Source organism: Dankookia rubra (assembly GCF_004355005.1).
GTDB classification, from domain to species: domain Bacteria; phylum Pseudomonadota; class Alphaproteobacteria; order Acetobacterales; family Acetobacteraceae; genus Paracraurococcus; species Paracraurococcus ruber_A.
Genome location: NZ_SMSJ01000020.1, coordinates 40230 through 59875, shown reverse-complemented (window position 1 = coordinate 59875; position 19646 = coordinate 40230). Strand labels below are relative to the sequence as shown.

The 19646-nt window shown below is 69.1% G+C and carries 21 protein-coding genes; 18 read left to right on the top strand and 3 right to left on the bottom strand.

The window, feature by feature from the left end; genetic code table 11:
• Positions 1 to 57 precede the first annotated feature (57 nt).
• The 6 genes from E2C06_RS38750 to E2C06_RS16395 all read left to right on the top strand — a co-directional run bounded on the left by E2C06_RS38750 (position 58) and on the right by E2C06_RS16395 (position 5963).
• Positions 58 to 258: a hypothetical protein gene (locus E2C06_RS38750; RefSeq protein ID WP_206664563.1), complete on the top strand. Its 201-nt coding sequence runs from the start codon at positions 58 to 60 to the stop codon at positions 256 to 258.
• 3 nt (positions 259 to 261) lie between these two features.
• Positions 262 to 1668, top strand: a complete 1407-nt coding sequence (locus E2C06_RS16415; protein ID WP_206664565.1) for an ABC transporter substrate-binding protein — start codon at positions 262 to 264, stop codon at positions 1666 to 1668.
• 119 nt (positions 1669 to 1787) lie between these two features.
• Positions 1788 to 3395 (top strand): ABC transporter substrate-binding protein, encoded by a 1608-nt coding sequence (locus E2C06_RS16410; RefSeq protein WP_133289693.1) that lies wholly within the window; start codon positions 1788 to 1790, stop codon positions 3393 to 3395.
• 225 nt (positions 3396 to 3620) lie between these two features.
• The gene (locus tag E2C06_RS16405; protein WP_133289692.1) at positions 3621 to 4142 is read left to right on the top strand and encodes a GcrA family cell cycle regulator; all 522 of its coding nucleotides are present in this window, start codon (positions 3621 to 3623) and stop codon (positions 4140 to 4142) included.
• 209 nt (positions 4143 to 4351) lie between these two features.
• Positions 4352 to 5221 carry a DMT family transporter gene (locus E2C06_RS16400; protein WP_133289691.1) on the top strand — a complete coding sequence of 290 codons (870 nt, stop codon included), beginning with the start codon at positions 4352 to 4354 and terminating at the stop codon, positions 5219 to 5221.
• Positions 5222 to 5324: 103 nt separating this feature from the next.
• Positions 5325 to 5963, top strand: a complete 639-nt coding sequence (locus E2C06_RS16395) for a class I SAM-dependent methyltransferase (RefSeq protein WP_133289690.1) — start codon at positions 5325 to 5327, stop codon at positions 5961 to 5963.
• Between the two features lie 53 nt (positions 5964 to 6016).
• On the opposite strand, the gene E2C06_RS16390 is transcribed toward E2C06_RS16395, so the two are convergent.
• Together E2C06_RS16390 and E2C06_RS16385 are read right to left on the bottom strand one after the other, a co-directional pair.
• Entirely contained in the window at positions 6017 to 6685 is a 669-nt protein-coding gene (locus E2C06_RS16390; RefSeq protein WP_165982433.1) for a transglycosylase SLT domain-containing protein, read from the bottom strand.
• A 32-nt stretch (positions 6686 to 6717) separates the two neighbouring features.
• Positions 6718 to 8079: an Nramp family divalent metal transporter gene (locus tag E2C06_RS16385; RefSeq protein WP_133289688.1), complete on the bottom strand. Its 1362-nt coding sequence runs from the start codon at positions 8077 to 8079 to the stop codon at positions 6718 to 6720.
• A gap of 178 nt (positions 8080 to 8257) precedes the next feature.
• Between E2C06_RS16385 and E2C06_RS16380 the strand changes: the two genes are divergently transcribed.
• The 11 genes from E2C06_RS16380 (at position 8258) to E2C06_RS16335 (ending at position 18088) form a co-directional block, all read left to right on the top strand.
• The gene (locus E2C06_RS16380) at positions 8258 to 8596 is read left to right on the top strand and encodes an ArsR/SmtB family transcription factor (RefSeq protein ID WP_133289687.1); all 339 of its coding nucleotides are present in this window, start codon (positions 8258 to 8260) and stop codon (positions 8594 to 8596) included.
• Positions 8597 to 8778: 182 nt separating this feature from the next.
• Entirely contained in the window at positions 8779 to 9705 is a 927-nt protein-coding gene (coxB, locus tag E2C06_RS16375; RefSeq protein WP_241671316.1) for a cytochrome c oxidase subunit II, read from the top strand.
• A 47-nt stretch (positions 9706 to 9752) separates the two neighbouring features.
• Entirely contained in the window at positions 9753 to 11357 is a 1605-nt protein-coding gene (gene ctaD, locus E2C06_RS16370) for a cytochrome c oxidase subunit I (RefSeq protein ID WP_133289686.1), read from the top strand.
• A 97-nt stretch (positions 11358 to 11454) separates the two neighbouring features.
• Positions 11455 to 12390, top strand: a complete 936-nt coding sequence (locus E2C06_RS16365; RefSeq protein ID WP_133289685.1) for a heme o synthase — start codon at positions 11455 to 11457, stop codon at positions 12388 to 12390.
• Complete coding sequence (locus E2C06_RS37605) at positions 12387 to 12539, top strand: hypothetical protein (protein ID WP_165982431.1); 153 nt, start codon at positions 12387 to 12389, stop codon at positions 12537 to 12539. Before E2C06_RS16365 ends, E2C06_RS37605 begins: the two co-directional genes overlap by 4 nt.
• A gap of 2 nt (positions 12540 to 12541) precedes the next feature.
• Entirely contained in the window at positions 12542 to 13207 is a 666-nt protein-coding gene (locus E2C06_RS16360; protein WP_241671315.1) for a cytochrome c oxidase assembly protein, read from the top strand.
• A 115-nt stretch (positions 13208 to 13322) separates the two neighbouring features.
• On the top strand, positions 13323 to 14168 hold the full coding sequence (locus E2C06_RS16355) for a cytochrome c oxidase subunit 3 (protein WP_133289684.1): 846 nt from the start codon (positions 13323 to 13325) through the stop codon (positions 14166 to 14168).
• The gene (locus E2C06_RS16350; RefSeq protein ID WP_133289683.1) at positions 14168 to 14533 is read left to right on the top strand and encodes a DUF983 domain-containing protein; all 366 of its coding nucleotides are present in this window, start codon (positions 14168 to 14170) and stop codon (positions 14531 to 14533) included. Before E2C06_RS16355 ends, E2C06_RS16350 begins: the two co-directional genes overlap by 1 nt.
• A complete protein-coding gene (locus E2C06_RS16345; RefSeq protein WP_133289682.1) occupies positions 14530 to 15234 on the top strand; it encodes an SURF1 family protein in 705 nt (234 codons plus the stop codon). Before E2C06_RS16350 ends, E2C06_RS16345 begins: the two co-directional genes overlap by 4 nt.
• A 64-nt stretch (positions 15235 to 15298) precedes the next feature.
• On the top strand, positions 15299 to 16783 hold the full coding sequence (locus E2C06_RS16340; RefSeq protein ID WP_133289681.1) for a carboxypeptidase M32: 1485 nt from the start codon (positions 15299 to 15301) through the stop codon (positions 16781 to 16783).
• Positions 16784 to 16825: 42 nt separating this feature from the next.
• The gene (locus E2C06_RS16335) at positions 16826 to 18088 is read left to right on the top strand and encodes a cation:proton antiporter domain-containing protein (protein ID WP_133289680.1); all 1263 of its coding nucleotides are present in this window, start codon (positions 16826 to 16828) and stop codon (positions 18086 to 18088) included.
• Here the strand turns inward: E2C06_RS16335 and E2C06_RS16330 are convergent.
• Positions 18067 to 18633 carry a DUF1643 domain-containing protein gene (locus tag E2C06_RS16330; RefSeq protein WP_133289679.1) on the bottom strand — a complete coding sequence of 189 codons (567 nt, stop codon included), beginning with the start codon at positions 18631 to 18633 and terminating at the stop codon, positions 18067 to 18069. The two genes, E2C06_RS16335 and E2C06_RS16330, sit on opposite strands and share 22 nt — an antisense overlap.
• A 213-nt stretch (positions 18634 to 18846) precedes the next feature.
• Here E2C06_RS16330 and E2C06_RS16325 point away from each other — a divergent pair, with 213 nt between their 5' ends.
• Positions 18847 to 19635, top strand: coding sequence for a MaoC family dehydratase (locus E2C06_RS16325; RefSeq protein ID WP_133289678.1), 789 nt, complete (start codon positions 18847 to 18849; stop codon positions 19633 to 19635).
• Positions 19636 to 19646: the final 11 nt, after the last annotated feature.

Sequence of the window (19646 nt, the reverse complement as noted above, 5' to 3'; positions counted from 1 at the left end):
CGCCGCCGCAGCACGATCCTTGCAAGGCCCCGGCAGATCCCGGGACCGGAGCCTTGCATGAGACTGCGCCACCTCGCCCTTGCCGCCACGCTGGCCACCCCTCTGGCCGCCCTGCCGGACATCGCCCAGGCACAGCCGAAGGTGCTGCGCATCGCGATGACCGCCAGCGACGTCCCGACCACCGCCGGCATGCCGAACAACGGCTCCGAGGGGATGCGCTTCCTCGGCTTCCCGGTCTTCGAGCCGCTGGTGGACTGAGACCTGACCCGGGCCGACCGGCCGGCCGATATCCGCCCCGGCCTGGCGGAGGCCTGGGCGCAGGATGCCGCCGATCCGCGCAAATGGCGCTTCACCCTGCGCCGGGGCGTCAGCTTCCACGACGGCACCCCCTTCGGCGCCGATGCCGTGATCTGGAACCTCGACCGGTTCTACCGGAACGACAGCCCGCAATTCGACGCGCCCGCCGCGGCGCTGGCGCGCGGCCGAGTCTCCATCATGTCGGGCTACCGAAAGATCGACGACCGGACGGTCGAGATCGAGACTTCCCGGCCCATATCATACCTGCCCTATCTGCTGACCTGGATCCTCTTCACCTCGCCGCAGAGCTTTGCCGCCGCGGGCAACGACTGGGGCAAGGTGGCGGCCGCCGGCGCCGCCGGGACCGGGCCATTCCGGATCAGCCGCTTCGTGCCGCGCGTGTCCGCTGAGTTGGCGCGCCACGACGGCTACTGGAACCCCGACCGGAAACCTAGGCTCGACCGCATCCTGCTGCTGCCGATGCCGGAGGCGAATACCCGGCTCGCCGCCCTGCGCTCCGGCCAGGTGGACTGGATCGAGGTGCCGCCGCCGGATGCCATCCCCAGCCTCAGGGCCGGCGGCTTCCAGGTGGTGACCAATTCCTACCCGCATGTCTGGCCCTGGGTCTTCGCCGCGGGCAAGCCGGGCAGCCCGACGGCCGATGTGCGGGTGCGCCAGGCGCTGAACTACTGCATCGACCGCGACGGCATGCTGGCCCTGCTGAACGGCACGGCAGAGCCGAGCGTGGGCTTCTACAAGGCAGACGACCCCCTGTTCGGCAAGCCGGAGAACCGCTACCGGCTGGACGCGGCGAAGGGGAAGGCCCTGATCGCCGCCGCCGGCTACGGCCCGCAGAAGCCGCTGCGGATCACCGTCGGCATCTCCACCTCCGGCTCCGGCCAGATGCTGCCGCTGCCGATGAACGAGTTCCTGCAGCAGTCACTGCGCGAGAATTGCGGAGTCGAGGTCGGCTTCCAGGTGGTGGAGTGGAACACCCTGCTGGCCGGCCTGCGCGCCACGCCCGATGCGCCGCAATGGCTCGGCGCCGATGCGCTAAACATCAGCCTGGTCTCCTCCGACCCCTCGCAGATGGCGCGCTGGTTCCTGTCTTCCAACGCCACGCCGGTGGGGTCCAATGCCGGGCACTGGAAGGACGTGGAATTCGATGCCGCCTTCGCCGCGGTCGAGACCGAGCGCGACCCGGCGAGGATCGCCGCGGCGCTGACCCGCGCGCATGAGCGCCTCGTGGACGGGGCGCCCTGGCTCTACATCGTGCACGACCTCAACCCGCGGGCGATGACGCGGCGGGTGAAGGGGTTCGTGAGTGCGCAGTCCTGGTACCAGGACCTGACGCGCGTCGACCTGCAATAGGCTTGGGCAGGGTGGCGCGAGCCTGGGCGCGAGGCAGGGCGGGGCGCGCCCCACCGCCCGACCCGGTCCTGGCGCAGTCCTTGCTTCCCCGGACGCATTCCGTCCCGGGAGGATCCTTCATGCGCCTTCTCCACCGTGCCGCGGGCCTCGGCCTCGCGGCGCTCATCGCGGGCGCCCTGCCCGCATCTGCGCAGCAGAAGGTGCTGCGCATCGCCATGACCGCCGCCGACGTGCCGACCACCACCGGCGCGCCGAACAACGGCTTCGAGGGCGTCCGCTTCCTCGGCTACCCCGCCTTCGAGGGGCTGGTGCTCTGGGACCTGTCGCGCGCCGACCGGCCGGCCACGCTGCGCGCGGGCCTCGCCGAAAGCTGGGCACAGGACCCCGCCGACCCGAAGACCTGGATCTTCAAGCTCCGCCCCGGCGTCAAATTCCATGACGGCGCGGATTTCAACGCCGATGCGGTGATCTGGAACCTCGACCGCTACTGGAAGAACGACAGCCCGCAATTCGAGCCGGCCGGCAGCGGCATCGCCCGCGCCCGCACGCCGATCATGGCCGGCTACAAGAAGCTCGACGACATGACGGTGGCGGTCAGCACCACCCGCGTCGCCAGCTACTTCCCCTACATGGCCGTCTACATCCTGATGACCAGCCCGCAGAGCTTCGAGGCGGCGGGGCGCGACTGGTCCAGGGCGGCGGCGCTGCCGCCGGCCGGTACTGGACCCTTCCGGCTGTCGAAATTCACCCCGCGCGTCTCGGCCGAGCTCTCGCGGAACGAGGGCTACTGGGACAAGGCCCGGATCCCGAAGCTCGACCGCGTGCTGCTGCTGCCGATGCCGGAGGCGAATACCCGGCTCGCCGCCCTGCGCTCCGGCCAGGTGGACTGGATCGAGGTGCCGCCGCCGGATGCCATCCCCAGCCTGAAGCAGGCCGGCTTCAACGTGGTGACCAACTCCTACCCGCATGTCTGGCCCTGGTTCTACCAGATGGGCGGCACGGCCACGCCGTTCAAAGACGTCCGCGTGCGCCAGGGTCTGAACTACTGCGTCGACCGCGCCGGGCTGGTCGGGCTGCTGAACGACACGGCGGAGCCCTCGGTCGGCTGGCTGAAGCCCTCCGACCCCAATTTCGGCAAGCCGGAGAATCACTACGGATTCGATCCTGGCAGGGGCAAGGCGCTGCTCGCCGCGGCCGGCTTCACGCCGCAGAAGCCGCTGACGTTCAAGGTGATGATCTCGGCCTCGGGCTCCGGCCAGATGCTGCCGCTGCCGATGAACGAGTACATGCAGCAGAACCTGAAGGAGGCCTGCGGGGTCGAGGTGTCCTTCGAGGTGACGGAGTGGAACACGCTGCTGACCGCGATCCGGCAGAGCCCGGACGCGCCGATCCTGAACGGCTCGACCTCGGTAAACCCGTCATCGCCCTCCTCCGACCCCGCGGTCGCGGCGCGCTACTTCCTGCAGGCCTTCGTGCCGCCCAACGGCTTCAATTGGGGCCAGTGGAACGACCCTGCCTTCGAGGAGGCCTTCGCCGCGCTGGAAGTCGCCAAGGACGAGGCCGCGTTCAACGCCGCCTATGCCAAGGCGCATGAGCGGCTGGTGGACAACCCACCCTGGCTCTACATCGTGCACGACTTGAACCCGCGGGCAATGTCAAGGCGGGTCAAGAGCTTCGTCTCCGCGCAGTCCTGGTTCCAGGATCTCGTCACGGTCGACCTTCAGTAATCTTATACTAATAGGGACATGGTCCCGTTGGCGCTGCGCCCCCCGGTCCGAACGGGCCGGAGGGCGCAAATATTTTCCGTTACATGTTTTACCGGCCTTCTCCACAATGTTTTCCACAGATTTTCGTGTATCGACCCTTTGCCAGAACTTGTGGCGGGTGCCCGCGTTGGCCTACCGTATCTAGTAGGTGACCACATCTTGTGGGTCGGGCGGCGGGAGAACCACATGGACTGGACGGCTGAAGCGATCGATCGGCTCCGCGCCTTCTGGGCGGAAGGCCACTCGACGGCCGAGATCGGCCGCCGCATGGGCATTTCGAAGAATGCCGTGGTTGGTAAGGCGCACCGGCTGAACCTGCCGGCGCGGCCCAGCCCGATCCGCCGCGAGGCCGAAGGCGAGGCGGCTTCGCGCCCCGCGCCACAGCCCCGTCGCCAGCCCGGCGCCATGCCGGCCGCAGCCCCGTCCCTGGCGGCCACGGCGCCTCTTCGGGACGCTGCGCCGCTCCGCCGGCTCGAAGCTTCGGCTCCGGTCGCCGCCGCCTCGGTGGTCGCGCCGGCGCCGCAAGCCATGGTGGTGCGGCCCTTCCCGCGCGCCTCCACCCGCAGTTGCTGCTGGCCGCTGGGCGAGCCCGGGACGCCGGATTTCCGCTTCTGCACGGGCAATGCGACACCGGGAAAGCCCTATTGCGCAGAGCATGCCTCGGTAGCCTATGTCCGGGTGCGGGAGCGGCGCGAGGACGCGGCCTGAAGCGGATCGCCGCGGGGCGGAACCGCCTCGGGCATTGGTCCGCCTTTACGGACATCGGGTTTGAGCGGCCCGCGGGACCCGACGCTCTGCCCCTTGCCCAGGGCGCCCGCAGCGACGTTCCGCGCGCAATGCGGGGCTTCGCAGCGCGCATTTGGTGAAGCGTCTGGCCGCGGCGATGCTGCAGCAATGAAATACCCCCATAATCCGCGATGACCGGCCGGCTCGCTGGCGTCGCGCTGCAACTCACCGCCCTTGCCGTCTTCGTCTGCATGGACACCATGCTGAAGCTGCTGACGGCGCATTTCGCCGTGCCGCAGCTGATGTGGGCGCGCTTCTTCTTCAGTCTGATCGCCGCCGCGGCCTTCTTCCGCCTGGTCACCGGCCGGCTGCCCTGGCGGTCAAAGACACCCGGGCTACAAGCCGTCCGCAGCCTGCTGCTGGCCGGCAGCAACCTGATGTTCTCCTCCGCCCTGGTGCACCTGCCGCTCACCGACTGCACCGCGATCGGCTTCGCCTCGCCCTTGTTCACCGTCGCCCTGGCAGCGCTCTGGCTGAAGGAACGGGTCGGGCCGCGCCGCTGGACGGGCGTCGGCATCGGCTTCCTCGGCGTACTGGTGGCGCTGCGGCCGCCCTTCCTGACCGGCGGAGAGCCGGTGCATTGGGCCGCCATCCTGCCGCTCGGTACCGCGGCGATGTTCGCGGTCTACTCGATCCTGACCCGCAAGCTGGCGGCGATCGACGACCCCCGCACCACCATCCTGCATACCGGCTTCGCCGGCGCGGTCGTCGCCAGCCTGGTGCAGCCCTTTGTCTGGATCCCGCCGACCGCGCCGGAATGGGCGATGCTGATCGGGCTCGGCCTGCTCGGTGGGGTCGGGCATGGGCTGCTGGTGCTGGCATTCTCCCGGGCACCCGCCAGCCTGCTGGCGCCGATGTCCTATACCCAGTTGATCTGGGCGACGGTGGCCGGCGTGCTTGTCTTCGCTGATTGGCCGGACCTGACGACGCTGGCCGGCGCCGCTGTCATCGCTCTCGGCGGGGTGCTGGTGGCGCTTCCGGATCGGCCGGCGCGCGCCTGATCGGCCCTTGCCTTGCCGCCGCTGGTGGTCTAGCCCGTGAACTCCCGGTATTTACAAAAGGTCCAAACCCATTCGCGAGGCGAGGCTGCTCCAGGACGCCCGGATGGGCCACCCCCGTGCGGCGCTCGACGCCGATTCCGTGCGGGAGGCCTACCGCCGCTGGGCGGGCGTCTATGACGAGGTATTCGGCTCCGTCTCCGGCCCTGGTCGGCGCCGCGCAGTGGCCGCGGTCAATGGCTTGCCGGGCACGCGGGTGCTTGAGGTAGGTGTCGGTACCGGGCTTGCCTTGCCGCTGTATGACCCGCGCAAGCGCGTTGTCGGCATTGATCTGTCGCGCGACATGCTGCTCCGGGCGAAGGAGCGCGTGGCCACGCGACGGCTCCGCAACGTGGTCGGCCTGGCGGAGATGGATGCCGAATCCATGGCCTTCGCCGATGACAGTTTCGACATTGCGGTGGCGATGTTCACCGCCACCGTGGTGCCCGATGCGCGCCGCCTGGTGCGGGAGATGCGCCGGGTGGTACGGCCGGGCGGCCAGCTGCTGTTCGTCAACCATTTCGCCGCTCAAGGCGGCCTGCGGTGGTGGGCGGAACGGACGCTGGCTCCGCTGTCCCGTGTGCTCGGCTGGCACCCGGATTTCGTGCTCGGCGATCTGCTGGAAGATCCGCAGATGGCGGCAGAAATCGTGTCATGCCCGCCCTTCGGCTTGTTCACCCTGGTGCGGGTACCTCAGCCGGCCTGACCTGGGCCGCTCCGGCCCAGTGCTTGCGGAGTCCGGCCCTGCGGTGATGCGTGCTAACGGCTGGCTTTCCGGCAGCCGAGCGAAGGCCGCGGCGCGCGCGGCTTGATCTTCAGCACCGGCCGCAGCCCCGGTGCGCAGAGTCCGGCGGCAGCGGCGATCGGCACCGTCCCCCCGCCGGCGGCCCAGGCCGCACCGAGCCGGGCGAGCATCACGCGGCGATGGTAGTTGGCGCCGCGCTCCGCATCAGCGGAATGATAGTTGGCGATGGCCTCGGCCCAATTGCCGAAGCGGCCGTGCAGCGATTTCAGGAAGGTGATGGCATAACGGATATTCGCCTCTGGCCGCAGGCCGGTGGGGACGTCCGGGAAAGCCCCCGGATGGTACAGCAGGTTCACCTGCATGCAGCCGATATCGATCGAATGTCGCCCTTCGGCCTGCAGCGCCGCCACCTCCGCCGCCGCGGCGGCCCGGCTCGGCGGGGTGCGGCCCTCGCCTTCGACGTTCAGCGACCAGGGCCAGGGCTCAAACCGGCCGCTGCGCGGGTCGCTGCGGCCGCTCTCGACCAGGGCAATGGCGAGCAACAGGCCGGGCGGCAGGCCGGAGCGGGGTTCTGCCGCCAGGATGGCGCGGCGGCAGGCAGTCCATGGGTCGTCCGGGCCTTCCGCGCGCGCCGTCGCGGCTAGGCCGAGGAGGAGCAGGAGGCCGGTGAGGGCAGCGCGCATGCCGGCGGTCTCTGCCCGCCGGCCCCGGTCCGTCAACCCGCCACCACGTCCCATAGCAGCTTGAGGTTCATCGCCACGATGACCATCGTGGTCGCCCAGCCCAGCACCAGCTGCCAGCGTGGCGCGACCAGGGGTCCGAGCCGCGTCCGGTCCGAGGCAAAGAGCATCAGCGGGATCACCGCGAAGGGCAGCTGCAGGCAGAGCACCACCTGCGACAGGATCAGCAGCTGCGCGGTGCCGGAAGTGCCGTAGGACCAGGTCACGATCACCGCCGGCACGATCGCCACCAGCCGGGTGACCAATCGGCGGACCACCGCCGGCAGGCGCAGGCCGAGGAAACCTTCCATTACCACTTGGCCGGCCAGCGTCGCCGTCACCGTGGCGTTGAGCCCGCAGGCCAGCAGCGCCACGGCAAACAGCGTCGCCGCGGCGGCTGTGCCGACCATCGGCGTCAGCAGCTCGTAAGCCTCCTGGATCTCGGCGACTTCTGTTCGCCCGCCGGCATGGAAGACCGCGGCGGCGGTGATCAGGATGGCGGAATTGACCAGGAGGGCGAGGCAGAGCGCCGCGGAGCTGTCGATCGTGGCGAAGCGGATCGCCTCCCGCTTCGCCGCACCGCCGTTCCCGTAAGCCCGGGACTGCACCACGGCGGTATGAAGGTAGAGGTTGTGCGGCATCACCGTGGCGCCGAGAATGCCGATGGCGATGTAGAGCTGCTGCTGGTCGGTGACGATCGAGGCGCTGGGAAGATAGCCGTTCAGCACCGCGGCCCAGTCGGGCTGCGCCCAGACCAGTTGGATGCCGAAGCAGCCGAAGACCAGGAAGATGAGCCCGGCCACCAGGGCTTCCAGCCATCGCACTCCGCGGTGCTGCAGCCAGAGAATGAGCAGCGCGTCGAGCGCGGTCAGGAGCACGCCGGCCAGCAGCGGGATGCCGAACAGCAGCTGCAGCGCGATGGCGGTGCCGATCAGCTCGGCCAAGTCAGTGGCACAAATGGCGATCTCCGCCAGCGCCCAGAGTGCCAGGTTGACCGGGCGGGGAAAGCGGTCGCGGCAGAGCTGGGCGAGGTCCCGCCCCGTGGCGATACCGATCCGGGCGCAGAGCGCCTGCAGCAGCATCGCCATGAGCGAGGACAGCAGCGCGACGCTGAGCAGCGTGTACCCGAAGGCCGATCCGCCGGCGAGGGCGGTCGCCCAGTTGCCCGGGTCCATGTAGCCGACCGCGACCAGGTAGCCCGGGCCAATGAAGGCCATGAGCCGGCGCAGCCATCCCGCGGCATTCGGGATCACCACGCTGCGGTGCATCTCCGGCAGGCTGCGCCCCTCGGGCAAAGGGCCCATGGGCGAAGCCGCCGCCTCGGCCGGGTCCGCGGCCTGGTCCGGCCGGGTCAGCATGCGGCGCTGTCGTTCGGCATGGCTGAACAGGTCTTCAACTGTTAGAATGGCCCTTGTTTTTCAGCGGGTTAAACGTCACTCCGGAGGTGCCCCCGAGGCCCCGTCCTGTCAAGGCCCGCTTGTGGTCGGGCTCGGCGGCGCGCAAGTGTGGCCGGGCCGGGAACAGGATGCAGCGACGATGCGCGGACGGGTGAGGATCGGCGACGATCAGGTGGTCGAACTGGCGGAGATGTTCCGGCTGATGAGCGACCCGACGCGGCTGAAGATCATCCTCGCCTGTCTCGACCACGCGGCGGCCGTGGGGGAGATGGCGGAGCGCCTGGGCATCTCGGCCTCGCTGGTCTCCCACCACCTGCGGCTGCTGCGCGCGGCACGGCTGCTGCAGGCGGACCGGCGCGGCCGGCAGGTCTTCTATGCGGTGCAGGACGAGCATATCCGGTCGATGCTGTCGGACATGGTCGACCACGTGGCCGAGGTCGATGCCGAGGGCGATGTCGGGGCCGATGGGGCTGGCTGAAAAAAGCCGTGCCCTTGCTACATCGGCGGGGCGCCTCACTTGTGCGGTGCGATGCCGGGACTTATGGTCCGGCCGCGTCCGTTCCACCCCTGGTGGCACGGCGTGCGGGCCGTCCTGCGGCCCGGCGGGAATGCGATAGGGCGGCGCGTGTCGTCGACCCGGACGGGAATGGGAAGCGACGTGTGATCGGGCGATTGTTCGCTAAGGCATCGGGGCTCGCATACGCCGGCCTCTTCGTTGCACTCTCTGTCATCGGATCGGCCTCGGCGCAGAATGCCGCGCCCTCCGGCGGGCTGGTGGGCGAGACGCATAGCTCGCTCGGTGCGCCGACGCCCTGGGGCATCGGCCTGCAGCCGGCGGCCGGCCCGGTGAAGGAAGCGGTCCACGACTTCAACACCCTGGTGCTGTGGATCATCATCGCCATTACCGCCTTCGTCATGGCGTTGCTCGGCTGGGTGGTCTTCAAGTACCGCGAATCGGTCAATCCGACCCCGTCGCGGACCAGCCACAACACGATGATCGAGATCGCCTGGACGGTGATCCCGGTGCTCATCCTGGTGGTGATCGCCATCCCGTCCTTCCGGCTGATCTACTACCAGGACCGGGCCCGCGACGCCGACCTGACGATCAACGTGCAGGGCCGGCAGTGGTACTGGCACTATGCCTACCCGGACAACGGCAACTTCGCCTTCGACAGCCGGCCGATTCCCACCGAGGACCTGAAGTCCGACCAGCTGCGGAACCTGACGGTGGACGAGCCGCTTGTGATTCCGGTAGGCGCCACCGTTCGCGTGCTGACCACCGGCCAGGACGTGATTCACAGCTTCTTCGTCCCTTCGCTGGGCGTCCAGAAATACACCATCCCCGGCCGGACGCTGGAGACTTGGTTCAAGGCCGACCGCGCCGGGACCTTCTATGGTCAGTGCAACCAGATCTGCGGGACCAACCACTGGTTCATGCCGATCCAGGTCCAGGCAGTCCCGGCCGCCGAATTCCAGGCCTGGGTCGCTTCGGCGCAGAAGAAGTATGCCAAGGCCGATAGCGGCGAGGCCCCGGTGGCCGTGCTGCCGGCCCCGGCGACGCAGCAGCTTGCGGCCCTGCCCCGGTAGCCCCGGGGTTCGGCTGACCTTGATTGACCTCTTGGCGGGACGGATCCATGGCCACCGCGACTGACCACGCCCATCACGGGCACGACGACCATCACGACCACGCCCCTGGCTTTGTGGCGCGCTGGCTCTTCAGCACGAACCACAAGGACATCGGCACCCTCTATCTGATCTTCTCGGTCTTCGCCGCCGTCATCGGCGTGGCGCTGTCCGTGCTGATGCGAATGGAGTTGCAGAATCCCGGCCTGCAGTTCTTCTCGGACGGCCAGACCTGGAACGCCATCGTCAGCGCCCATGGCCTGATCATGGTGTTCTTCGTGGTCATGCCGGCGCTGATCGGCGGCTTTGGCAACTGGTTCGTGCCGATCATGATCGGCGCGCCTGACATGGCCTTCCCCCGCATGAACAACATCAGCTTCTGGCTGCTGGTGCCGGCCTTCATGCTGCTCGGCGCCTCGCTATTCGTGGGCGAGGGTGCCGGCGCGGGCTGGACGATCTATACCCCGCTGTCCAGCAACGAGTACCATCCCAGTGCCTCGATGGACCTGGCGCTGTTCGCGCTGCACCTGGCGGGTGCGTCCTCGATCATGGGCGCGGCCAACTTCATCACCACAATCTTCAACATGCGCGCGCCGGGCATGACCCTGCACAAGATGCCGCTGTTCGTGTGGTCGATGCTGGTCACCGCCTTCCTGCTGCTGCTGGCGGTCCCGGTGCTGGCCGGCGTCATCACCATGCTGATCACCGACCGCAACTTCGGCACGGCCTTCTTCAAGCCCGAAGGCGGTGGCGACCCGGTGCTGTTCCAGCACCTGTTCTGGTTCTTCGGCCACCCCGAAGTCTACATCATGATCCTGCCGGGCTTCGGCATCATCAGCCACATCGTCTCGACCTTCAGCCGCAAGCCGGTCTTCGGCTACCTCGGCATGGCCTACGCCATGGTCGCCATCGGCGTGGTCGGCTTCGTGGTGTGGGCGCACCACATGTATACCTCCGGCATCGACGTCGACACGCGCGCCTACTTCATGGCGGCGACGATGGTCATCGCGGTGCCGACGGGCGTGAAGATCTTCTCCTGGATCGCCACCATGTGGGGCGGGTCCATCCAGCTGAAGACGCCGATGCTCTGGGCGATCGGCTTCATCTTCCTGTTCACGCTCGGTGGCGTCACAGGCGTGAAGCTGGCCAATGCCGGCGCCGACGTGGTGCTGCACAACACCTACTACGTGGTGGCGCATTTCCATTACGTGCTGTCGCTCGGTGCGGTCTTCTCAATCTTCGCCGGGTTCTATTACTGGATTGGCAAGATGAGCGGGCACCAGTACCCCGAGTTCTGGGGCAAGGTGCACTTCTGGATGCTGTTCATCGGCGCCAACCTGATTTTCTTCCCGCAGCACTTCCTGGGCGCGCAGGGTATGCCCCGCCGCTACCCGGACTATCCGGACGCCTTCTGGGGCTGGAATATGGTCTCGTCGCTCGGGTCCTACATCTCGGCCGCCTCCATGCTCGTCTTCTTCTATGTCGTCTATCGGACCTTCACCGCGAAGGATCGCTTGGCCGACAACTACTGGGGCGAGGGTGCGACGACGCTGGAATGGCAGGTGTCCAGCCCGCCGCCCTTCCACACCTTCGAAGAACTCCCTCGCGTCCGCTGACGTTTCCGGGGCGGTCCCGACCGCCCCGCACTGCGTAACCGGAACGCCATGCCGCAGGGCATGGCGTTCCGTCCATTCAGGACCCAGATCTGCGACCATGAGCGACCTGACCGCCTCCTCCGCCTCGGACAGCATCCCGCAGGACCTTTCCGAAGTCCGCGATTGGGTGACGCTGCTGAAGCCGCGGGTCATCTCTCTGGTAGTGCTGACCGGCATCGTTGGGCTGATGGTGGCCCCGGGCCATCTGGCTCCTGCCCTTGCGGTTGCCGCGGTGCTCTGCATCGCGCTCGGCGCTGGGGCGGCCGGCGCCATCAACATGTGGTACGACCGCGACATTGATGCGCGGATGAAGCGCACGGCCACCCGGCCCATCCCGGCCGGGCGGATCGAACCGGGCGCCGCGCTGGCCTATGGCGTGGCGCTCGCCGCCGCCTCGGTCCTCATCATGGGGCTGGCAACCAACTGGGTCGCCGCCGCGGTGCTGGCGCTGTCGATCGGCTTCTACGTCTTCGTCTACACCATGTGGCTGAAGCGCCGGACCAGCCAGAACATCGTCATCGGCGGCGCCGCTGGGGCCTTCCCGCCGGTGATCGGCTGGGCGGCGGTGACCGGCCACATCACGCTCGAGCCGATCATCCTCTTCGCCATCATCTTCTTCTGGACGCCGCCGCATTTCTGGGCGCTCAGCCTCTTCGCCCATGCCGACTACGAACGCGTCGGCGTGCCGATGCTGCCCGTCACGCATGGTGCGAAGGAAACCCGGAAGCAGGTCCTGATCTATACGCTGGTGCTGCTGCCGCTGACCCTGCTGCCGACGCTGCTGGGCTTCGCCGGCTGGGTCTATGCTGCAGCCGCAGTCTTGCTGGGCGCCGAATTCCTCCGCCACGCGGTTCTTGTGTTCCGCGACCGGCAGGATGTGGCCGGCCGCAGCTTGACCGGCGACGCGCCGGCCCGGAAGGCCTTCCGCTACTCGCTCTCCTATCTCGGCCTGCTCTTCATCGCGCTGGCCGTCGACCGGATGATCCTCGGATGAGCCCGGCCGAGACGGTTTCTATGACGCCCGAGGAGCGCGCCGCCTTCAACCGCCGCCGCCGGCAGAAGAACTGGGCGGTGCTCGGCGTGCTGGTCGCGCTGGTCATCCTGTTCTTCTTTATCAGCACCGCGCGCGTGCTGCGCGGCTGACCTTGCCCGATCCCCACCAGGCCGCCACCTGCCGCACCATGGAACAGACCCGCGCCGAAGCCCTGCAACGCCGCAACCGCCGCACCGCGATCGGTGTCGGCGCCTTCGTATGCGGCATGCTGGGGCTCGCCTATGCCTCCGTCCCGCTCTACGACATGTTCTGCCGCGCCACTGGCTATGGCGGCACGGTGCAGGTCGGTGGCCCGGCGGCGCCCGGCGCGGCCAAGGACATGCCTGCCCGGGTGGTGACCATCCGCTTCAACGCCAATACCGCCCCCGGCCTGCCCTGGCGCTTCGCGCCATCCCAGGGACCGATGCAACTCCGCCTTGGCGAGGAGGGCATGGCCTTCTACCAGGCGAGCAACACCGCCGTGGCGCCAGTGACCGGCGTCGCCACCTACAACGTCACGCCCGCGACGGTGGGCAAGTATTTCCACAAAACCGCTTGCTTCTGCTTCGAGCAGCAGACGCTCGAGCCGGGCCAGCAGGTGGACATGCCGCTCGCCTTTTGGGTCGACCCGCAGATGGCCAAGGACCCGGCGACGCGGGACATCCACACCATCACCATCAGCTACAGCTTCTTCCGCAGCCTGGACGACGCCGACCGCAGCGGAGCCCTTGCGAATGCCGGGCCGCATGTCGGCGCCGCGCCGCGGGCCACCCCATGAGCCGCCCGGATGGCCTGCATGGGCTTGATCGGGGCGGGATTTTCCGGGATTGATGTGCATACCCGGCGACAGGGCCTTTCGGGGCCTCGCCTGAGAGATCGGACCAGGACGAGACATGGCCAGCACCACTGAGATCGCGGCGGAGCCTGCCCCGCTGCACAAGCACCCCTACCACTTGGTGGATCCCTCGCCCTGGCCGATCGTCGGCAGCTTCGCCGGCGGCGCCTTGGTGCTCGGCATCATCCTGCTGGCGCACGAGGGCATTCACTGGATGCTCTACCTCGGCATCGCCGGCGTTCTGGCGACCATGTTCTTCTGGTGGCGCGACGTCCTGATCGAGTCGCGGACGCCCGGCCTGCATACCCCGGTGGTGCGGATCGGCCTGCGTTATGGCATGACCCTGTTCATCGCCTCCGAGGTCATGTTCTTCGTCGCCTTCTTCTGGGCCTATTTCCACTTCGCGCTTTACCCGGAACATGTCTCCGGTGCCGCGGTCGCGGTCTGGCCGCCGAAGGGCGTGCTGACCTTCGATCCCTTCGGTCTGCCCTTCCTGAACACCATGATCCTGCTGCTGTCGGGCTGCACGGTGACCTGGGCGCACCACTCGCTGCTCCACGGCGACCGCAAGGGGCTGGTCGCCGGCCTGGCGATCACCGTCCTGCTCGGCATCAGCTTCAGCACCTTCCAGGCGATCGAGTATGCCGAGGCCCCGTTCCACTTCACCGGCGGCGTCTATCCTTCGGTCTTCTTCCTAGCCACCGGCTTCCACGGCTTCCACGTCATCATCGGCACCACCTTCCTGCTGGTCTGCCTGATCCGCGCGATCAAGGGCGGCTTCACCCCGCAGCGGCATTTCGGCTTCGAGGCGGCGGCTTGGTACTGGCACTTCGTCGACGTGGTGTGGCTGTTCCTCTTCGTCTGCATCTACTTCCTCGGTGCGGGCGAGATCGCCCAGCACTGATGGACGATGCCACCGGACCGGCGCCCCTGGCGCCGGCCGCACTGCTGGGCCGCTGTCCGCGTTGCGGCAGCGGCCCTTTGTTTTCCGGGCTGCTGAGGGTGCGGGAGGCCTGCTTGGCCTGCGGCCTCGACCTTCGGGCTCATGACTCTGGGGATGGCCCGGCGATGGCCGGCATCTTCATCGTCGGCGCGCTGGTGGTGATCATGGCGCTGGTGGTTGACATCAAATACCAGCCCTCGTTCTGGGTGCATGCGCTGGTCTGGCCGGTGGTGATCCTGGTGCTGTCGCTGGCGGTGATGCGCGTTGCCAAGGCGCTGCTGGTCGCGCTGCAGTACCGCCACCGCTTGCGTGTTCCCGCCCCGTGATCCTCAAGCGTTGGGCGCCGGTGCTGGTTGCCCTGCCGGTTCTGGCCGTGCTCCTGGCGCTCGGCATCTGGCAAGTACGACGTCTTGTCTGGAAGACTGACATGCTGGCGACCATCACGGCCTCCGAGGCCGGGCCGCCGGTGCCGCTCGGCTCCGCGCCCACCCCTTACACCAAGGTCGTCGCCACCGGTCGCTTCGACCATGGGCGGGAGGCGTTGTTGGGCCTTGAGGTTCGCGGCACCACCCTTGGCGCCCACCTGCTGGTACCCCTGCTGCGGGAGGGCGCGCCGCCGCTGCTGGTGGATCGCGGATGGGTGCCGATCGAGCGCGACCGGCCGGTGGGCCGGCCTGAGGGCAAGGTCTCCGTCACCGGCTATGTCCGCCCGCCCGACGAGCGCGACTGGAACAGCCCGAAGGACGATCCGGCCGGACGGCGCTTCTACATTCTCGATACCGCGGCGATCGGCGCGGCGCTCGGCTTGTCGCCGCCCGCCCCCTTCGGCTTGGTGGCGCTGTCGCCGCCCGGCACGCCGCCCGCCACGCTGCCGGCGGCGCCCACCACCCTGCCGCGGCCGAACAACCCGCATCTCGGTTATGCCATCACCTGGTTCGGGCTGGCGGCGGCGCTGGTCGGCGTGGTGGCGGCCTTCATGCTGCGAAAGCGGCAGCCCGCCTCGGAGCCGGCGCGGCCCGGTCTGTAGCCGCGGCCGGTCGCGCATGACCACCGTCCATTCCAACCCGTCATCGCAGCACGAGGGATCCGGTATGAACGCCGCCTATGACCGCCTGAAATCCCGCTTTGCCCGCATCGCCACGCTGGGTGAGGCGCAGGCCATGCTGCACTGGGATGCGAGCGCCATGATGCCGCCCGGCGGCGCCGTGGCACGTGGCGAGCAACTGGCGACGCTGGCCGGCCTGACGCACGATCTGCTGGCCGCGCCGGAAGTCGCCGACGACCTCGACGGCGCCGAGGCCACCGGCGAATGGGACGCCCCCAACCTCGACCTGATGCGCCGCGCCCATCTCCGCGCCTCCGCTCTGCCGACCCAGCTGGTCGAGGCGATGGCGCGGGCCAACAGCGCTTGCGAGAACATCTGGCGCGAGGCCAAGGCGAAGGCCGACTTCCCCCTGGTCCGCCCGGCGCTGACCGAAGTGGTGCGGCTGCAGCGGGAGATGGCGCAGGCGCTCTCGGCGCTGACCGGCCTGTCGCCCTACGACTCGCTGATGGAAGGCTACCAGCGCGGCGTGACGGCCGCCGAGGTCGAGCCGGTCTTCACCGCCTACGAGGCTTTCCTGAAGGATGCCCTGCCGCGGGCCGAGGCAATCCAGGCCCGCCGCCCCGCCGCCATCCCGCTGCCCGGCCCCTTTCCGGTCGCGGCGCAAAAGGCGCTGTGCCAGCGGATGTCGCAGCGCGTCGGGCTGGACTATGCGCACGCGCGGCTGGACGAGAGCCTGCACCCCTTCTGCGGCGGCACGCCGACCGATGTGCGCATCACCACCTTCTATGCCGAGCAGGACGTTGCCAAGGCGCTGATGGGCGTGCTGCACGAGACCGGACATGCGCAATACGAGCGCGGCCTGCCGGAGCCTTGGGCACGCCAGCCGGTCGGCGAGGCGGCAGGGATGGCAGCGCACGAGTCGCAGTCCCTGATCGTCGAGATGCAGGCCTGCCGGTCGGATGCCTTCCTCGGCTTTCTCGGCGGTGAGCTGCGCGCCAGTTTCGGCGGCGACCCGGCCGCCTACAGCACAGCCAACCTTGCGGCGCACTGGCGGCATGTCTCGCGCGGCTTCATCCGGGTCGATGCCGACGAGCTGACCTATCCCGCGCATGTCATCCTGCGCTTCCGGCTCGAACGCGCGCTGATCGGCGGCGACCTGGCGGTGGCCGACCTGCCCGGCGCCTGGAACGATGGTTTCCGCGCCCTGCTCGGCATCGCCCCACCTGACGACGCGCGGGGCTGCCTGCAGGACATCCATTGGCATGACGGCGCCTTCGGCTATTTCCCCAGCTACACCCTAGGCGCGATGGCCGCGGCGCAACTGATGTGCGCGGCACGGCACGACGTCGCTGGACTCGACGACGCGCTGGCGCTTGGCGACCTGCGGCCGCTGATGAGCTGGCTGCGCGAGCGGGTGCATGGCCAGGGCGCCCGGCTCGGCTTTCAGGACCTCCTGCGCTTCGCTACTGGCAAGCCGCTCGACCCGGCGGATTTCACCGCCCACCTGCAGAGCCGTTACCTGGAAGCATGACGCGCGGCGTGCATCGCGCCCCGGAATCCCGCACATAGGGGCATGCCGCACTCCACCCCGCTGATCACGACCCTGGTCGCCGCCCTGACCGTGGCGTTGCTGCTGGGCGTGACCGCGCGTAAGCTGCGGCTGCCGCCGCTGGTTGGCTACCTGGTCGCCGGTGTGCTGATCGGGCCCCATACCCCGGGCTATATCGGCAACCTGGAACTGGCGGGGGAACTGTCGGAGATTGGCATTATCCTGCTGATGTTCGGCGTCGGCCTGCACTTCTCCCCGCAGGACTTGGTGCAGGTGAGGGGCGTCGCGGTACCCGGCGCGCTGGCGGGCGTCACGGTGGTGACGCTGCTGGGCTGGGGCTTGGCGCGGCTGCTCGGCTGGACCAATGGGCAGGGACTGGTCTTCGGCATCTGCCTGTCGGTCGCCAGCACCGTCGTGGTACTCCGCAGCCTGCAGGAACGCGGAGATACGGCCTCGCGCGAGGGGCATGTGGCGATCGGCTGGCTGGTGGTGGAGGACCTGGCGATGGTCCTCGCCCTGGTTCTGGTGCCCGTCGCCGCGGCGCTGCTGGATGGGCGGACGCCGGCGGGCATGCTGGCCGGGATGGGAGTGGGGGACGGGGGTGTGCTGGTTTCCCTGCTGGTCACCCTCGGCAAGCTGGCGGCCTTCGTCGCGTTCATGCTGCTGGTCGGCAGCCGGGTCATGCCGGCGGCGCTGTCGATGGTCGGCGCGCTGCGGTCGCGGGAGCTGTTCTCCCTCGCCGCCCTGGTCGCGGCGCTCGGCGTCGCCTACCTCGCCTTCGTCGCCTTTGGTGTATCCTTTGCCCTCGGCGCTTTCCTGTCCGGCCTGGTGCTGGGCCAATCGGCACTGAGCCTGAAAGCGGCGGAGCAGACGCTGCCGCTGCGCGACGCCTTCGCGGTGCTGTTCTTCGTTTCGGTCGGAATGCTGTTCGACCCGGGCGTTTTGCTGCGGGAGCCGCTGGGCCTCGCCGGCGCGGTGCTGGTCGTGATGCTCGGCAAGTCGGCTGTGGCCTGGGCCATGGCGCGGGTGCGCGGGATGTCGGGACGGGAGGCGCTGACCATCGCCGCCTCCCTCGCCCAGATCGGCGAGTTCAGCTTCATCCTGGCCGGGCTCGGCGTGACGGAGAAGGTGTTGCCCGAGGTCGGGCGCGACCTGGTGCTGGCAGTGGCGCTGCTCACCATTGCGCTGAACCCGGCGATGTTCTGGCTGGCCGACCGGCTGGCCGGGCGCAATCCGGCGCCCGTGGTGCAGGCCGCCGCGCCGGCTCAGCCGAGTGGCGTCGGGTAGGGCACCAGCGGCGCATCCAGCGCCACGTACAGCGGGTGCTTCGGGCTGCCGTCGCCGTTCACCTTGAAGCACAGCGGCTTCACCCCGATCGCGCGCAGCCGCGCCGCCACCTCGGCACCGCGCGCCTTCAGCGGCTCGGGCGGCTTGCCCCAGCCGACGACGACGACGCCGGCCCCAGCCGCGTAGCGCAGGATGGCGTCGTCATTGCCTGGGCCCACCGGGTCGGCGACCTCCAGCAGCCGCATCTTGTCGGTGGCGCGGTAGCCGAAGGCGTTCAGCATCACCAGGGCGCCGTAGCCCCAGCGCCGGGCGCGTTCGACGCAGCGCGCCACCGTCGGGTCGTCGAAGTCGATATTGGCGACGGAGGGGTTCATGCCGATCTGCACGGCATAGCCCGGGCTGCCGAAGGGCTTGCCGTCCCACCGGCGCTCCAGCCAGTAGCGGTAGCAATTCCCCGGCCCGTCGAAGCCGGCGGCCGAGACGATATGGGCTGCGACCTTCAGGCGGACCTTGCCGCCGGGGCTGTGCGTGGGTTCGGTGTCCATGCGGGACGGTGCTTCCAGGCAGCTGGCGAGGCAAGGTGGGAAGTTTGAAGTACTCCCACCCCAAACCCCGTCCTTCTTGTGGGCCTGGCATTCGCCAGGCGGAGGGTGCCAGGCTCTGAAAAATGGATGAGGGGCTCGGGGAAAATACCTTCTCCCCGACCTTGCTGCACCCCGCCCGAGCCGCCACGCTTCCGGCAAAGCGGAGGAAACGCCATGTCCCAGCCCTACGAGGTGCTCGCCCACAACCTCTCGGCCCAGTCCGAGAACAAGATCCACGACGACACCGTCGCGCGCCGCTTCGGCTTCACCGGCGCGCTGGTCCCGGGAGTCGAGGTCTATGCCTATGCCTGCCATCCCGCGGTCCGCCGCTGGGGCCGTGCCTGGCTGGAGCGCGGCACCGCCGAATGCCGCTTCCAGTCGCCGGTCTATGACGGCGACCGCGTGGTGGTGGAAGCAGCTGAGGCCGGCAACGGTCTCGCCCTGACGGTCCGCCACGGCGAGGCGACCTGCGCCACCGGCTATGCGGCGCTGCCGGCCGCCGCCGCCCTGCCCGATCCCGACGCTTGGCCTTGGCGCGCGCCGCCCGCGAGCCGGCCCCCGGCCAGCGAGCAAACGCTCGCCCGCGGCATGGTCCTCGGCACCGCGCCGCTCGAGGTCACGCCGGCGCTCGCCGCCGACTACCTGGCCGCGGTGCGGGAGGTGGACCCGATCTATGCCCGGGAGGGGCTGGTGCATCCGGGGCAGGTGCTGCGGCTCTGCAACCAGGCGCTGGTGCAGAATGTGGTGCTGGGCCCCTGGATCCATGTCGGCAGCCGGGTCCGGATGCTGGCCGCGCCGCGGGTCGGGCAAAGCCTGACGGCGCGCGCGCGGGTGACCGACAATACGGAGCGCAAGGGGCATCGAATCGTCGAGCTCGACGTGCTGGTGGTGGATGGCGCAGGCGCCCCCGTGACGCAGGTCCTGCACACGGCGATCTGGCGGCCGCGGCAGGTGGCAGGGTAGGGCGGCCATTC

Excerpts from the sequence above, each read along its gene's own strand:
- E2C06_RS38750 (WP_206664563.1), top strand. The coding sequence starts at position 58 with ATGAGACTGCGCCACCTCGCCCTTGCCGCCACGCTGGCCACCCCTCTG.
- E2C06_RS16410 (WP_133289693.1), top strand. The coding sequence starts at position 1,788 with ATGCGCCTTCTCCACCGTGCCGCGGGCCTCGGCCTCGCGGCGCTCATC.
- E2C06_RS16405 (WP_133289692.1), top strand. The coding sequence starts at position 3,621 with ATGGACTGGACGGCTGAAGCGATCGATCGGCTCCGCGCCTTCTGGGCG.
- E2C06_RS16400 (WP_133289691.1), top strand. The coding sequence starts at position 4,352 with ATGACCGGCCGGCTCGCTGGCGTCGCGCTGCAACTCACCGCCCTTGCC.
- E2C06_RS16395 (WP_133289690.1), top strand. The coding sequence starts at position 5,325 with ATGGGCCACCCCCGTGCGGCGCTCGACGCCGATTCCGTGCGGGAGGCC.
- E2C06_RS16390 (WP_165982433.1), bottom strand. The coding sequence starts at position 6,685 with ATGCGCGCTGCCCTCACCGGCCTCCTGCTCCTCCTCGGCCTAGCCGCG.
- E2C06_RS16385 (WP_133289688.1), bottom strand. The coding sequence starts at position 8,079 with ATGCTGACCCGGCCGGACCAGGCCGCGGACCCGGCCGAGGCGGCGGCT.
- E2C06_RS16380 (WP_133289687.1), top strand. The coding sequence starts at position 8,258 with ATGCGCGGACGGGTGAGGATCGGCGACGATCAGGTGGTCGAACTGGCG.
- ctaD (WP_133289686.1), top strand. The coding sequence starts at position 9,753 with ATGGCCACCGCGACTGACCACGCCCATCACGGGCACGACGACCATCAC.
- E2C06_RS16365 (WP_133289685.1), top strand. The coding sequence starts at position 11,455 with ATGAGCGACCTGACCGCCTCCTCCGCCTCGGACAGCATCCCGCAGGAC.
- E2C06_RS37605 (WP_165982431.1), top strand. The coding sequence starts at position 12,387 with ATGAGCCCGGCCGAGACGGTTTCTATGACGCCCGAGGAGCGCGCCGCC.
- E2C06_RS16355 (WP_133289684.1), top strand. The coding sequence starts at position 13,323 with ATGGCCAGCACCACTGAGATCGCGGCGGAGCCTGCCCCGCTGCACAAG.
- E2C06_RS16350 (WP_133289683.1), top strand. The coding sequence starts at position 14,168 with ATGGACGATGCCACCGGACCGGCGCCCCTGGCGCCGGCCGCACTGCTG.
- E2C06_RS16340 (WP_133289681.1), top strand. The coding sequence starts at position 15,299 with ATGAACGCCGCCTATGACCGCCTGAAATCCCGCTTTGCCCGCATCGCC.
- E2C06_RS16335 (WP_133289680.1), top strand. The coding sequence starts at position 16,826 with ATGCCGCACTCCACCCCGCTGATCACGACCCTGGTCGCCGCCCTGACC.
- E2C06_RS16330 (WP_133289679.1), bottom strand. The coding sequence starts at position 18,633 with ATGGACACCGAACCCACGCACAGCCCCGGCGGCAAGGTCCGCCTGAAG.
- E2C06_RS16325 (WP_133289678.1), top strand. The coding sequence starts at position 18,847 with ATGTCCCAGCCCTACGAGGTGCTCGCCCACAACCTCTCGGCCCAGTCC.